Source organism: Johnsonella ignava ATCC 51276 (genome assembly GCF_000235445.1).
In the GTDB taxonomy this organism is placed as follows: Bacteria; Bacillota; Clostridia; order Lachnospirales; family Lachnospiraceae; genus Johnsonella; species Johnsonella ignava.
The window spans coordinates 25,487-40,671 of the sequence record NZ_JH378842.1; the positions used below are offsets into that span (position 1 = coordinate 25,487).

At 36.5% G+C, this 15,185-nt stretch carries 6 protein-coding genes and 1 pseudogene; 2 read left to right on the forward strand and 5 right to left on the reverse strand.

Translation table 11 applies throughout. The features are described from left to right. Positions 1-238 precede the first annotated feature (238 nt). Positions 239-589 carry a plasmid mobilization protein gene (locus HMPREF9333_RS11365; protein ID WP_005542215.1) on the forward strand — a complete coding sequence of 117 codons (351 nt, stop codon included), beginning with the start codon at positions 239-241 and terminating at the stop codon, positions 587-589. 5 nt (positions 590-594) lie between these two features. After that, a complete protein-coding gene (locus HMPREF9333_RS11370) occupies positions 595-1,926 on the forward strand; it encodes a relaxase/mobilization nuclease domain-containing protein (protein WP_005542217.1) in 1,332 nt (443 codons plus the stop codon). A gap of 68 nt (positions 1,927-1,994) precedes the next feature. Here the strand turns inward: HMPREF9333_RS11370 and HMPREF9333_RS11375 are convergent, their stop codons facing one another. The 5 genes and pseudogenes from HMPREF9333_RS11375 to HMPREF9333_RS11395 all read right to left on the reverse strand — a co-directional run. Then, positions 1,995-2,654: a single-stranded DNA-binding protein gene (locus HMPREF9333_RS11375; RefSeq protein ID WP_003042425.1), complete on the reverse strand. Its 660-nt coding sequence runs from the start codon at positions 2,652-2,654 to the stop codon at positions 1,995-1,997. A 40-nt stretch (positions 2,655-2,694) separates the two neighbouring features. After that, the gene (locus tag HMPREF9333_RS11380) at positions 2,695-11,415 is read right to left on the reverse strand and encodes a helicase-related protein (protein WP_005542221.1); all 8,721 of its coding nucleotides are present in this window, start codon (positions 11,413-11,415) and stop codon (positions 2,695-2,697) included. 86 nt (positions 11,416-11,501) lie between these two features. Then, complete coding sequence (locus HMPREF9333_RS11385) at positions 11,502-13,034, reverse strand: AlbA family DNA-binding domain-containing protein (protein WP_005542223.1); 1,533 nt, start codon at positions 13,032-13,034, stop codon at positions 11,502-11,504. A gap of 81 nt (positions 13,035-13,115) precedes the next feature. After that, positions 13,116-14,873 carry a DNA topoisomerase 3 gene (locus tag HMPREF9333_RS11390; protein WP_005542225.1) on the reverse strand — a complete coding sequence of 586 codons (1,758 nt, stop codon included), beginning with the start codon at positions 14,871-14,873 and terminating at the stop codon, positions 13,116-13,118. Positions 14,874-14,965: 92 nt separating this feature from the next. Next, a pseudogene (locus HMPREF9333_RS11395) lies at positions 14,966-15,185 on the reverse strand (site-specific integrase); the annotation flags it as partial.

Genomic DNA, 15,185 nt, shown 5'->3' on the forward strand with positions numbered 1-15,185 from the left:
TTGTCAAGTTAGATATCGCAAACTAAAAACTTTTATGATATAATTTTAGTGCTAAATTTAAAATTTGCTTAATGCTTGCTGCCCTAATCATTCTTTTGTAGCAAGCACAGTAAGTGTACGGACACTTACGAAAAAATTGATGAAGCAGCCCTTTGGGATCTGCTTCTTTTTTTATCAATTTTTAACTTGTTAGGGTGTACCCTAAGACCCCGAAACACATTCAAAGGAGGATTTACCTATGGCAAATAGAATACGAAATGAACGACTTGAAATTAAATTGACAGAAGAAGAAAAGGCTCTTTTTGAGGAGAAAAGAAAACTTGCGAAGTGTAAAAATATGAGCCACTTCATACGCAAGTGCGTTTTAGAAAAGGAAATATATCAAGTGGATTTAGAGCCATTTAGAGATTTACAGGGTTTACTTTCCAATGCTACAAGCAACATCAATCAAATTGCAAAGCGTGTAAATTCTACCGGCATAATCTATAAGGACGATATAAATGATATGAAAAAGCAGATAGAATATTTCTCAAAGGAGTTGTGGCAAATACATTCTCTGCTTCTTAACAGAACTTCAGGAGGTGATTAAATCTTATGGCTATCACAAAAATACATCCTATAAAATCAACCCTTAATCTTGCCATTTCATATATTGTTAATGAAGAAAAAACAGATGAGCAAATCTTGGTAAGCACTCATAAATGTCATCAAGAAACTGCTCATACCCAGTTTTTAAGGACACGAAATGATTCAGGAACAAAAGGAACCGTTCTTGCAAGACATCTCATTCAATCATTTTTACCGGGAGAAACAAGCCCTGAATTGGCTCACCAGATTGGTATGGAGCTGTGTAAAAAGATACTCAAAGATGAGTACGAATTTGTCTTATCTACTCATGTAGATAAGGGGCATATCCACAATCACATCATCTTCAATAATGTAAATATGGTAACAGGTAGGTGCTACCAGTCTAACAAGAAAAGCTACCACCAAATCCGTTATCAGAGTGATAAACTCTGCAAAGAAAATAGCCTATCTGTCATTGACGAGTTTTACGAAAGCTATAAGAAAAAATATAAGATTAACGGTAAATCTTGGTATGAAAACGAACAGGCAAAGCATGGCACTTCTTGGAAAAGTAAACTTCAATTTGATATTGATAGAATAATAAAACAGTCAAAGGACTGGGACGAATTTTTAAAGAAGATGGCTGATCTTGGCTATGAAATCAAATACGGTAAGCACATTGCTTTTAAGCCAAAAGATAAGGCGAGATTTACAAGGACTAAAACAATCGGAGAAGATTATACCGAAGAAAGATTAAAAGAACGAATTGCAGAAAGAGAGTTTATCAAGACTCCCGACGTCAAAAAACGCATTGGCAATGTTATTGACATGAACACCAATGCAAAGGTAAAGGAAAGCAAAGGCTACGAATATTGGGCAACCAAACATAACCTTCATACAATGGCTGAGTCTGTTATTTATATCAGAGAACATGGCATTAAATCCGTTAAACAGCTTGACGAGTATATTCAAAAAGCAGCCGATGAAAGGCAAAATATACAAGAGAAAATCAAGGCTATTGATAAGGAAATGCAGAAGCTTTCCACCACTATGGAGCAAGTTCATACCGTTAAAAAATACAGAGCGTGTTACAAGGAATATACTGCTAATCCGTCTGACAAGGCATTTTTTGAAGAGTACAAAGCTCAGATTACCCTATATGAAAATGCTCTCTCAGCGCTTAAAAGCTCTTATTCCAAGCTTCCAAATTCAAAGGATATTTTAGCTGAGCTTGATAAATTACAAGAAAAAAAGAATAGCCTTATGCAAGAGTATTCTTCCTCAAAATCCACTATGGACGAGCTTTATAAGATACGAAAAAATTACGGAATTTATATGGGTAAGGAGATGGAGAGATAATCTTTATCTCCTTTTTTCGCAAATAAAAAAAGAGTCGGTGCAGTCCCAAGACCACACCGACCATAAGTTTATCTCTCAGCTTCTTTTGATGTTTCTTTCTTTTCTTTAGGCTTTTCCTTATCTTCAGCCTGATATTTTTTGATAGCTCCAAGCACAGACTCTTTCTTTTCATCTCGACCTTTCATCTGTTCTTTTGCCTTTAAGAGCTTTGAAGAAAGTATCCTGATGTTAGTATGTTCCTTGCCGTTATCGTCAACGGAAGTTCTGATCTGTCCAAAGAGTTTTACAAAATCTCCCTGCTTAAAGTCTTTTGGAATATCACCCTTTTCTCCGTATGCGGAGCAATTATGATATACCTTATTGCCCTCATCATCTTTAGATGCCACAGAGAAGTTTACTACTTGAAAGGCTTCGCCGTTCTTATTTTCTCTTTCAACTACATCGATCTTTCCTACAATATTTCCAACGATATTGACAAGATTATCTTTCTCCTCTTGAACATAAGGAAGATCTTTAATCTGCCCCTGTTCTCTTAAATCTTCAATCATGTAATCAAATTCCTCATGCAGTAAATTAACGGTGTCATTGTCCATATAAGCCTCATAGAGCTTATCCAAAGCACTTTCATCGTTGATACCTTTTTCCATGCTGATAACCGCCTTAACAAAGTCCTTGTGATTATCACTTACCATATCTTCTATCTGATTTCTCATTGTTTTGTAATCCATGTTTTATCTCCTTTCATGGTAAAAGGGAGGTTTCCCTCCCTTATCGTACATATTCCTGTTCTTTTGCAGTTTGTTTTTCTTCTGTTTTACTTTCTTCCTGATAGGCTCTTATCTGTCCTAAGATAGATGGTTTATCACCCGTTTTCTGTGTGGCTTCCTCTTTGGTATGCAAATTATCTTCAACATCATAGGTTGACTCAAAATAATCGCTGTCCTTAAAGTCATTGTCATATCTGTCAGCAATTCCATCATTATCAAGTTCTTTAGAAAGTGGATCATAGAAGTTACCTTCATCATCAATTTCAAGTCCCATTGCTTGCTTTAATTCTTCTTCATCTACCGAAACAAAGGTATTAAACTCTCCATTTTCCATTTCAAATTTTATGACATCAAGAGCCTTTTCAACACTTCCATTTTCCTTTACATAATCATAATGACTTACTACAACATCATTTACATATTGAGTTGCTGTATAATTCTCAAGGTCTAACTCAAACTGTATGCCATGTCTTTCATCCGGTGTATCAGTATAAGCAATTCCTATGTGCTTTAAATCAGGATATAGAGCGTCAAACTCATCATAACTATGGTTTTCCTCATACTCTCTGTTGCAGAAGTCAATGATGGCTCGTTTTACATCTTCTACAAGTGGATTATCATTTCTCCTTTCTTCCACTTCTCCCATATCAAGGAGCTTATTCAGTTCTGCAAGCCTTAACACCTTAGTTTTCAGCTCATCTGCCTTCTCAAAAGGTTTCTTTAATTCTTCTTTGGCATTTTCCAGTTGTTCCTTTGTGCTGATAAGTTTTTCTTCAAGCCTATTTAATTTCTCAGGCATTTTCTCAAGAGCATTATCCAGTCTTGTGATATTACCATCTGCACTTGTTCCAAGCTCTCCTGAATGCTTTGCAGCACCATTTAAGCTAAAGTTATGTGAATTGGTAAAGAAGTTATAGCTTACTTCCAAGTCCATATTTCTATACTTTCCTATAATCTTACTTTCATTGATTTTTACGGTCTTGATAGCTTCGAGTAGCTTTTCTCCTGCGACCTTTTTATCTAATATCTTCACACCACCGATAGTAATGGAAGTAAACTTCTCTTCTCCTTCCGCTTTAGGTTCAACTTCTGATATGTCTTTCTTTACAGCCTCAATCAGCTTTTCCGTCCTTGCTATTTCTTCCGGATAGTTTTTCGCTACCTTATCCTCTAACCTATAACGATTGGACTTGAAGTTTGCTTCCAGCATTTTAAGTTTTGTAACTTCATTATCCAAGTCCATCTTTTCCTTAATCTTTGGGTCACCTGTTGCAAGTGCTTTTATTTCAGCATAATTTAAACTGCTTTCGTCCACATCTTCCGCTACTCTGACAGGTGTTTTACTTGTCATAATCTGAGATATGAACTTCTGCTTATTCTCTATGGTCTGCCAAAGATAGGCATCAAAGGTGTTCTCTGTTACATAACGATAGATATTCACTTCTTTATTCTCATTTCCCTGTCTCACAATTCTACCTGCTCTCTGCTCAAGGTCGGCAGGACGCCATGGGACATCCAAATCATGAAGGGCAATCAGTTTGTTTTGCACATTCGTTCCGGCTCCCATCTTCTGTGTTGAGCCGAGTAGTATCCTCACATCTCCTTTTCTTACCTTTGCAAAGAGTTCATCTTTTTGCTTGTCGGAATTTGCTTCATGGATAAAGGCTATTTCTTCTTTCGGTATTCCCATTGCCACAAGTTTTTCTCTAATATCATCGTAAATATTAAACTCTCCATCTCCTTTTGGAGTTGACATATCGGAGAAAAGAAGCTGTGTGGACTTATTTTCTCTTGACTTATCCCAAATGGAAAAGACATTTTTCACGCACACATTGACCTTGCTGTCAGGATTATCAGGTAGCAAAGGATTGATTAAACGCTGATCTAAAGCAAGTTTCTTTCCGTCATTAGTAATCTTCAGCATATTATCCTCATCAGGCTCAACAACTCTATTTCTGACATCATCAGCTCTTTCAGATAGGCTCTTTAGGATTTCTTTTTGTTCCTCACTTGGCAATGTTTTAATAACCTCATAGTGTGCTTCAGGTGTTGGAAGATTAAGCATATCCGCTGTCTGAATGTCCGCAACTTCCTTAAACATAGACATTAGTTCAGGAAGGTTATAGAACTTGGAAAATCTTGTCTTTACTCTATACCCTGTACCTTCAGGAGATAATTCAAAAGCTGACTGCGTTTCACCAAAGGTAGAAGCCCAGCTATCAAAATGCTCCAAATTATTCTTTTTAAGGCTTTCATACTGAAGATAACGCTGCATCGTATAAAGCTCTGTCATCGAGTTACTGACAGGCGTTCCTGTGGCAAAGACAATTCCTTTTCCCCCTGTCATTTCATCCATGTATCTGCACTTCATAAACATATCGGAGGACTTAAAGGCTTCAGACTGTCCAATACCTGCTACATTTCTCATTTTGGTATAAAGGTAGAGATTTTTGTAATTATGTGCCTCGTCAATAAAGAGCTTATCTACACCTAATTCTTCAAAGGTAATGACATCGTCTTTCTTAAAATCATCGTTTAACTTTTCAAGCCTTGTTTCAAGTTTCTTCTTTGTCTTTTCAAGTTGCTTTACGGTAAAATTCTGATTTCTGTCATGCTTATATTCCTCCACATAGTTTATAATTTCATCAATCTGATCTTGAATATGCTTCTCCTGATATTCCTTACTCATCGGGATCTTTTCAAACTGTGTATGCCCGATTACAACGGCATCATACTCTCCTGTGGCAATTCTTCCGATAAATCTTTTTCTGTTTTTCGGCTCAAAGTCTTTCTTATCTGCAACCATAATGTTAGCTGACGGATATAGCTGCATAAACTCACGACCGATTTGACCTGTTAAGTGATTGGGGACAACAAACAAGGACTTACTGCACATTCCAAGCCTTTTACTTTCCATCGCAGACGCCACCATTTCAAAGGTCTTACCACTACCTACCACATGGGCAAGCAAGGTATTTCCTCCATAAAGGCTTCTTGCTATGGCATTTCTTTGATGAGGTCTTAAATCAATTTCTGTGGTCATTCCCTCAAAAGAAAGGTTGCTGCCGTCATATTCTCTGTTACGGATAGAGTTAAAACGCTCGTTATATAACTTTACAATCCTGTTTCTTCGTTCTTGGTCGCTAAATATCCAGTTCTTAAATTCTTCCTTTATAAGCTCCTGTTTCTGCCCTGCAAGAAGCGTTTCCTTTTTATTTAATACAGAAGTTTTCGAGCCGTCCGGATTTACAATCTGGTCAAACACCTTTGTTTCTTTTAAGTTCAGTGCATCTTCAATCAGCTTATAGGCATTTACCCTTGAGGTGCCGTAGGTCATCTCTGCAAGGTCATTTCCTCTGTCCCTGCTCTTTCCTTCTACATTCCATTCACTTGTCAGATTTGAAAATTTAACCTTAATATCCCATTTGGCATATCCCGGAGTTTTCAGCGTTTCAAAGATGAATTTTTCAATATCCTTAATCGGTATCCAAGTAGCTCCGAGTCTTACGTTGATTTCACTTGCTTCAAGCTCTTTTGGAAGAACTTTTGTAAGCTCTGCCTTTTGATATTCCAAACGGTTAATCTCATAGCTTATCAGCTCTTTTTCTTTCCCATCTTCGGCATAGCCAAGATGAGGCAACTCTCTTTCCGTTTGCCTTAACTTTGCAAGGTAGCTGTCTACAATAGCAATCTTATCTCTGATATTTCCGCTTAGGTACTCATCCTTTGTTACATAGCCGTATTTGTATGAATTACTGTCGTTTGCACAGGCAAAAGGTAGATCTCCATCTTCAAGGTTAAAAGATAATGGTCTATAAAAGTTTTGTTCTTCTCTGATGTTTAGATAGATTTCTCCTCTAAGTTCTTCTATCAAAGTCGGTCTGTCTTTATCTGTAAGGCTTCCCATATACTCAAAATCCACATATCCTTTTTCAGATACCGATAAAACAAGAGCTTCAAGGGAAGTGTCTACATGGTCGATAACCTTCGCCTTTGTGATTGTTCGCTTGGAGAAAATATCTCCCTTTGCTTTGAAGTTTTCTTCTTCATCAAGGATTTCAATGGAAGAAACAAGCGGGAAGTTACTATCCTCTTTTAAGGCTCTGGTATTAGAAAGGTTATTGACATATCCATGCTTCTTAGAAAAGCTGTCATAAATTTCATTTAGTTTTTCCTGAGCTTTCTTTACTTCATCATCTGAAAAATCTTCTTTCTGTTTGTAAATAACATCCTTTAAGGCAACATTTAACTCAAGATAGTCCTTAATCTTTTCCTTGTTTTTATCCGTTACTTCTTTCTTTACAAATAGGGAGTTTTCTCTGTAATAAACTTCATCATCAATAATGGTGTAGGAGAAATTCTTGACATCGTCCGTTGCGGGTATTGTGCTGATTTCATCATCAAGTAGCTCTATTTCTTCATAATTAGCATTTTTAGTGATTTCTTCGCTTGCTTTTGTCAGTAGCTCCTTTAAGTCTGTGTTTTCTTTTGGCAGGCAAGCTATTGTATTCCCAAATCTTCCAGATATTTCTTCCATAGAACCAAGCACCTGTTCAGGATGATCAACAAAGTATTTGTTATATAAAAGCCCGTTTTCATCTTCAGCAAGGTGAATCCAGTCCTCATCCCTTTCTCTGATACTGTCTCTTTTCTTTAAAAAGATAATATCTGAGGTTACTTCTGTTCCTGCTACGCCCTTAAAGGTATCGTTCGGAAGTCGTATCGCTCCTAAAAACTCTGCTCTTGCTGCAAGGTAGCGTCTTACACTTTCGTCCTTTTTATCCATCGTTCCGCTTGATGTAATAAAGGCAATAATACCGCCGTTTCTTACTTTATCAATGGACTTGGCAAAGAAATAATCATGGATAAGGAAGTTGTTTTTGTTATACTCCCTGTCATTTACCTTATATTCTCCAAAGGGTACATTGCCGATAATCGCATCAAAGAAGTTATTGGAGAAGGAAGTTTCTTCAAGCCCCTTAATCTGTATATCACTTTCAGGGTATAACAGCTTTCCAATTCGACCGCTTACAGAGTCAAGCTCTACACCATAAAACTTAGACTTGTTCATTTCATCAGGGATATTGCCGATAAAGTTTCCGACACCCATACTTGGCTCTAAAATGTTTCCCTGTTTAAATCCCATATCCAAAAGCGTCTTATACACTCCGTCAATCACTGTTTTCGGTGTGTAAAAGCTCGTTAAAGTAGATTCTCTTGCAGCTTCGTATTCTGCATGTGATAAGTTCTCCTTTAGAAAAGCCCTTGCTTCTTTCCACTGACCTTCCTTGCTTTCATCAAAGACTTCGGAAAGTCCGCCCCATCCGACATACTTTGCCAAAACTTCCTGAGCGGTAATATCTAAATCTCTCTCACCTCTTTCAATTCGATTTAACATCGAGATTGCTTCAAGGTTATTGTTTAATCTCTCACTTGGAGATAACTTGTCAGGTAGCGTTTCTTCTTTAATTTTGAAGTTATGAGCATCAGCTTTCTTTATTTCAATTTCTTCAGTTGTCTTTTCAGGATTCTGATATGTCAGATTTTCAAATATCCTCTCAAGGTCGCTTTCAAGACGATAAGGAATCACATCGGAGCCTGTTATCATACCGTCAAGATATTCTGTATTGTCCTTAACCGTTACCGTCTTTAGATTATTTCCCATATCATCAAAGCGTGTAATGGTATAGTCTTTATCCTTGTGTCTGACTTCATCTCCAACGATAAAGTATGGTCTTTCAAGGCTTACCTGCTCTAATAAGTCCTCATTATCAGCAAATGTTACAATCGGTATTTGATGATTACCACTTCTTACCGGATCAAGCCATAAGTCATTTCTTCCTGTGATTTCATTTTTAGAAATCTCCCTTATAGTATATTCTTCATGGTTGAAATAGACGGTATTACCCTCTTTAACTGCCAAATCGTCTAAACGGTTTCCCTCTTTTTCATTGAGTTCTACTTCTTCTCTATCCTTTAGGTAATCAAATAAGGTAGCTTGAACTGCATCAGGCTTTATAAATTCTTCTGCTTCTTCAGATGCTTCAAGTTCCGCTTTATTTTCAAAACTAAGTTCTCCGTTAAAGACAGACTGAATCTCCTGCTCATCCATCTGCTTTTTAAGTTCTGTATCTTTCAGCTCTCTAAAGGTCTTTGGAAAATCCTCTAAAATAAGCCTTTGGGCGTTTAGTTCCTTCAGCTCCTCAAGATTAAAATATCCCCATTCAGGTTCAATCCCAAGTACCAGTCCAAAGGCATCGCCGCTTTCTTTATCATATTCCGTCATATACCAAGTCCAATTAGAACGGAAAGGAATGATATATGCAGCATGAACCTCTTTATCCGCTAAAGCTACATCCTCCTGTGCGTAAAGCTCCGGCACTCTTTCAAGCATTTCATAAGTCATTAAGTTTTCAGGATCATCTTTGGAATAATATTGTGGTTCTTCAATCTCTTCCGTACTTTCTGTTTCCTTTTCTTCAAGATAAAGATTTTTAGAAAACAGCTCGTCGATATGCTTTGCAACACTTGTCCAAGTAAGAAACACATCATTACAATCATTTTTCTGTAATTTAAGTCCCTTAGCATCGTGCCATTCATCACTTCCCATTGCTCCGGAAACAGCATGGGAATGTCCTCCAATTCCATATTCGTCTTTTAAGAAATTCGCTTTTTCCTGAAGCGTATGATTTTCTTTAAAAAACTTGGTGATTCGCTCTTTTCCTCTATCAACGCCACTTCCTCTTGAAAGGCTTTCAAGGATTTCATCTTCTGTAATAAAGGACTTTACCTTCGGAAATTCTGTCAGATTGGTACTGTATTCCTTTCGTGGCAGCTCAAGCTCCTGTAATCTCTGATAAAGACTATCTACCTTGTGATAGTGAAACCTCAATACATCCCTATTTTCTTTATATCCTGCTAAAAATCTGCTGTATTCTTTGATTATTTGTTTTAGGTATTCAGGATTTTTTAATGCCTCAGAGAGTCTTTTCGTTTCTTCCGGAAAGCCCCCACTTCTTTCAAAAAGTTCAAAATATCCTTGCTCTTTTCCTTCTTCACTTAAATCATTAGATAAATACCATAGAGATTCTGAAATCCGATCTCTTTCATAATCAAGAGCTTCAGAAATCTCTACATTTGTGGCAAACCCTCCGTTATTAAGAAGTTCGTTTATCCTCTTTGCAGCATCACTCCAACTTAAAACCTGCGTATCATCTTCTCTTGCAGATGTTCCGTAAGCTAAATGAATACCTTTATCCGAATACCAGGAAGATACCTCTCTTTCATCAATGTAAAATCCGTTTCCACCTCTAAAGGTATCTTTGAGGTATTCTCCTAATTCTTCATTGCTCTTTCCTTTGGAAAACTCAGCTATAAGAGGAAGTCTACTTCCATCGTGATTTCCTCCGTTAATAAGGACAGTATCTATATCTTTCTGATTAAGAGGAATAGTAAGCCTCATCTGTCCATAAGAATTTTCAGGCAAAGAAAAAGAAGCCTTATCAGCTTCTCTTATCTCTACTTCAGTATTTTCTTTTAGATTTCCACGATTTCCTTGATGGTCATCTCTTTGAGGGCTGAAATCATTGCTCCATACTGTGGATTGTTCTCGTCCTCTATCTTCCACGCTGCCATCAGTTTCGGCTTCTCCGCTCTCATAAAGTCTATCGCTTGTTTTTGAATATCCATCAGGTGTCCTGTCAGCTTCTTCTCCTTGTATAGATCCACTAACATCTCGAAATGGCTCTGCTCCTCGCTCTCTGAAAGATAAGTGAGTCTCATCACTGCGTAAATCGGATTCGGGAATTCTTTCATGAAGTCCGCCTGTTCCTCTAAGCTGTTTAGCGTATTCTCCCTGATTTTCTCTATTATCTCGTCCGTACTCTCCATTTCGGAGAACTCGCTCGTTTTCATTTCTTTTCTGATCATCTCGTCGAAGTACATTTTCTTCTACCTCCTCAATTTCTTCTGTAATCTTATTATATCCCGCTTCTTTTCCTCTTAAAACTTCTTTTTGAAGCTCAAGTTCTTTGCTTTTTTGAATGGTCGCATCAATAATCTTTCCGCTAATATCCGATACGCTTTCACCAAGACTCATTAGAGATATGCTGTCAAGTCTTTGAAAATTCTCTCTTAAAAGCTCATAATCTATCGAATAATCTAACTTAAATCTTGACGCTACCGCATAGCTTACCGAGTCCCTTACAAACTTGGTAAAGGATACTCTATCCTCATCCGCTACTCTAAGTTCATTCATTAAGGTATCTATTTTTTCATCACCGTAGAGTCTGCTTAAAGAAAAGATGTTTTCAAGTGTGCTTTTACTTTCATCATAGCCCTCGCTTGTAATCATTTCCTTTAACACATCTTGATGGTTTTCTTTGTCAAACTTCCAAAGATTTACTTCGTTGACATCTCTGTTTCTTGAAACTGTCTGACCTATATCAAAAATATAGTCCACTTTTTTGAATGTGCCATAGTCCTCTAAAATGGGGATACCTTTCTGTCCTCGCATTACTGTTCGATTAAAACGTTCCCTCCAGTAATCAAACTTGGCACAAGCTATTGCTTCAGGATTTTTATCATAGATACTTAATTGACTTCTAAAGTCATATCTTTGATTGTTTCCGACAACCTTTAAGAGCTTCAAATACTCTGCTTCACTATGAAGCACATCTTGTTTTATAAGCTCCAAAATGTTATGAAAATCATTTATTCGCATTTTTACCTCCTTCGTTTTTCCAAACAAAAAAAGGCGGTTAGATTTTACTCTAATCACCTTTTAATTCTGTGTATTGCAACTTACCACTACTTCATAATTACCCACTGACCTAATTTCGTTGAGCCTTCATATCGAATAAGTCCTGCTTTCCTCATTTTATTTAAATGATAACGTACACCATCAACAGTCAGGTTTAGTTTTTCTGCCATTTCTTTCGCACTTATGTGAGGATTTTCAGCTATTATCTTAATAATCTCTTCCTGTTTCATAGTAGTTTTAGTAGTAGTTTTCATGGTAGTTTTTTCATCATTACTACCATTAAACTCTTTCAAAAATTCTTTATTCACACCCATAACTGCGTTGGTATAGTTATCTTCTTCATTATCCGGATAAAACTTAAGCTCAGGAGAACCATTTTCTAATAGTGCATCCTTTGCACGCCTTATACCCGAACCGTAAGACTCTATCAAATTAAGTGAAAAGAACATATCTTTAAGTTCTTTGTTCAGATACTGCCTTCGATCAAAAGTTCTATCCCTGTTAAGAGCCTCAATGGTTACAGGAGGGAGCGGTCTATTATGATTCACAAAAGAAATTCTGTCCTTGTAAATGTATATCCCAACATATTCAGGCGTATCGTATTCCTTATGCAAAATGGCATTTGTAGCAAGTTCCTCAAATGCTGTAAGAGGATAGTTATAGACAATCTTATGCTCGATTTTATCCGCTTCCCTTATGGTATATGAAGCCATAATATTATCTTCAAAATATTTGCTGACTTGCTTTGCCTGTATCCAAACCGGACCATCAAATTTCTTTGATTCCATTTTATCAGTTCCATCAATTTCTCTTATGATTTCAACATGGGCATTTGGAATAAATTTATTTGGTGTATCTGCAAACATCAGCACAGCAAAATTTTTAGCTCTATAACCGCCATACTCACTTTCACTGACAAGCCCCATACTCTTTGCCATATCCAGCTTAGACATTTCTCTAATATCTTTTTTTGCTCCTGTTTGAAGCAAATATTCTTTCATATATTCATAGCTTAAATCATCTATGGTAGCTGTATCGTTCAAGTTTGAGCTAAAAGAAAAGTTTGCAAACTTCTTCAAAAGTTCAAATTCTTCGGTTGGATTTGGAAGCCTTGAATCTCTACCGACTCTAATATATCTTCCTGCCTTTAATCGAATATCTTTATCTTTTTCTGCCCTTTCACTTGTTTGAAACGGACCGTTACTATCACTTTCTACCGCAACTACGATATAGTATTCATCATCAATTTGATCCGTAATAATGTGATAGTTGATTTTAGGATGAATATTGGCAAGGAGCGATTTAAGTTCATTTTCTATTCCCTCTAATTTTGCTTCCTTTATCCCTTCAATCGGTCTTTTAGGAATTGCTTTTTCTCCCGTTTCTTTATCATCGACTTCTTCAATACCAACAAACAACAAGCCTATCTCATTGTTCATATAGTTATTGGCAAAGGCACAAGCAGTTTTTAGAATTTTATCTTTAAAATTTGCCGACTTTTTATATTCGATAAAACTGCTTTCTATGTTTTGATTTTCAAGAATGTTATGAGCCATTCTTTTTATATCTAAAAGCTGCATAATACCTCCTCTTTTCAAAAATTTTATCTATATATTATACCATTTCCAGAGGATTTTCTCCACTCTGAAATCAGCAGGCACTTACTTGCGATATTTTAAAACCGCCTCCTGTATCTCGCTTTCAATATCTTTCAAGAATTTTTCTTTGGAAGATTTCCCTTTGGCAATATCCGCTAATTCCATTTCCCACTTTGCAGTTGTTTCCGCTGACTTAAAGGTATCGGATACTATTGTTACAAGGCTGATCCCCTTATGCGTGGCAATCAAATTTTTCTTATCTCTTTCGACAAAACCCTTATAGATTAAGTTTTCAATAATTCCTGCCCTTGTTGCAGGTGTTCCAAGTCCCTTTCTTTCCACTTCTACACCTTTTTCTAAGGCTTCATTTCCTGATACTTCCATAGCCTTTAGAAGCGTATCTTCAGTAAAGTGTTTCGGTGGTTGAGTAAATTTTTCTTTAACCTCTTTATTATCAACGCTCAAAACATCACCAACACTTACATCGGGCAATACAGCATCTTCACTCTTTTTTGATTTGTATTCTTTAAGGTATTTGCTAAAGCCTTCATTCTTAATTACCTTACCTGAACTTGTAAATTCAAAACCATCAAATGAAGCTACAATCTTTGTTGTATTTTCAATAAGCGGATAACCCACACTTGCGTGGAGCTTATTAGATATAAGCCTATATACCTTTGCTTCACTCTCAGGAATGCCTGATAAACCTTCACTCAGTGAGCTTACTGTCGGAATAATAGCGTGATGATCTGTAACCTTTTTAGAATCAAATACTACCTTAATACGCTCTGTATCAAAGTCATTTTTACCCAAAATGTTATTAACCGTACTTACAATCATATCTTCCGTTAAACATCTGCTGTCTGTTCTTGGATAGGTGATGAGCTTTTTCTCATAAAGGCTTTGGGCATAATCAAGTGTCTGTTTAGCACTATATCCGAAATACTTATTGCACTCTCTTTGAAGTGTTGTAAGGTCAAAGGGTAAATCAGGTTTAGTAATCTTTTCTTTCTGAATGACATCGGTTATTTCAATCTTATCGCCTACTAAATTTAAGAGCTGTTCAGCAGCAACTTCATCATCAATTCTATCCGTTGATAGTGTAAAACCATTTGTAGAAAGCTCTACTGTATAGTATTTTTCTTTCTTGAAATTCGCTATCTCATCATCTCTTTTTACGATCATGGCAAGAGTAGGTGTCTGCACTCTGCCAACACTGTAATTTTGCTGATACAGACAAGAGTAGAGCCTACTAATATTCATTCCGACTAACCAATCCGCAATAGCTCTTGCCTGTGCCGATTCAAAGAGATTATCATAGTCTTTTCCGTCTGTTAGGTTATCAAAACCCTCTTTAATGGCACTATCTTCCATTGAAGAAATCCAAAGGCGTTTCATCTTCTTTTTACAATTCACTTGATTATATACAAGCCTAAAGATAGCTTCTCCCTCACGACCTGCGTCGCAGGCATTGATAACCATATCAATCTCTTTACCATTCATCAGCTTTTTAAGGATGTTAAACTGCTTCTTAGTTGCCTTTGTCACCTCATACTTATATTCTCTTGGAATAATCGGTAAGTCCACCATATTCCATTTAGCATATTTTTCATCATAAGAATCGGGATTTGCCATTTGAATTAAATGTCCAACACACCATGATACTTTATAGCCATTTCCCTCATAATATCCGTCTTTCTTTTTTGTTGCTCCGATAACCTTAGCAATGGAGATTGCAACACTTGGTTTCTCCGCAATGACTAACTTATGCGGAGTAGAATTAAATGTAAAGTTGTTTGATAAAGTGTTTGTTTTAATCATATTTTAATCATCCTTTCTTAACATAAAAAATGTTTAAATGTAAATGGAATATGCTTTTTACAGATTTAGCATATTCCATTCATTTAAAAACTTTAATTAGTTTGTTTTCCTAAACTATTAAGCCATGTCATTAGATCTTCATCCTCTGTCCATGATTTCATATTTTTGCTAACATCAATTAAACTTGCAGATTCAATAGCTTTCCTTTTAAGCGTAACATCAGCACGTGCATAAATCTGTGTTGTTTTTACATCAGCATGCCCTAGAAAATCTCTGATGTATATGAGATTTACACCCGATTGAAGTAAGTGC

Coding starts and splice junctions, on each gene's coding strand:
- HMPREF9333_RS11375 (WP_003042425.1), bottom strand. CDS start 2,654: ATGGATTACAAAACAATGAGAAATCAGATAGAAGATATGGTAAGTGAT.
- HMPREF9333_RS11380 (WP_005542221.1), bottom strand. CDS start 11,415: ATGCGAATAAATGATTTTCATAACATTTTGGAGCTTATAAAACAAGAT.
- HMPREF9333_RS11390 (WP_005542225.1), bottom strand. CDS start 14,873: ATGATTAAAACAAACACTTTATCAAACAACTTTACATTTAATTCTACT.
- HMPREF9333_RS11385 (WP_005542223.1), bottom strand. CDS start 13,034: ATGCAGCTTTTAGATATAAAAAGAATGGCTCATAACATTCTTGAAAAT.
- HMPREF9333_RS11370 (WP_005542217.1), top strand. CDS start 595: ATGGCTATCACAAAAATACATCCTATAAAATCAACCCTTAATCTTGCC.
- HMPREF9333_RS11365 (WP_005542215.1), top strand. CDS start 239: ATGGCAAATAGAATACGAAATGAACGACTTGAAATTAAATTGACAGAA.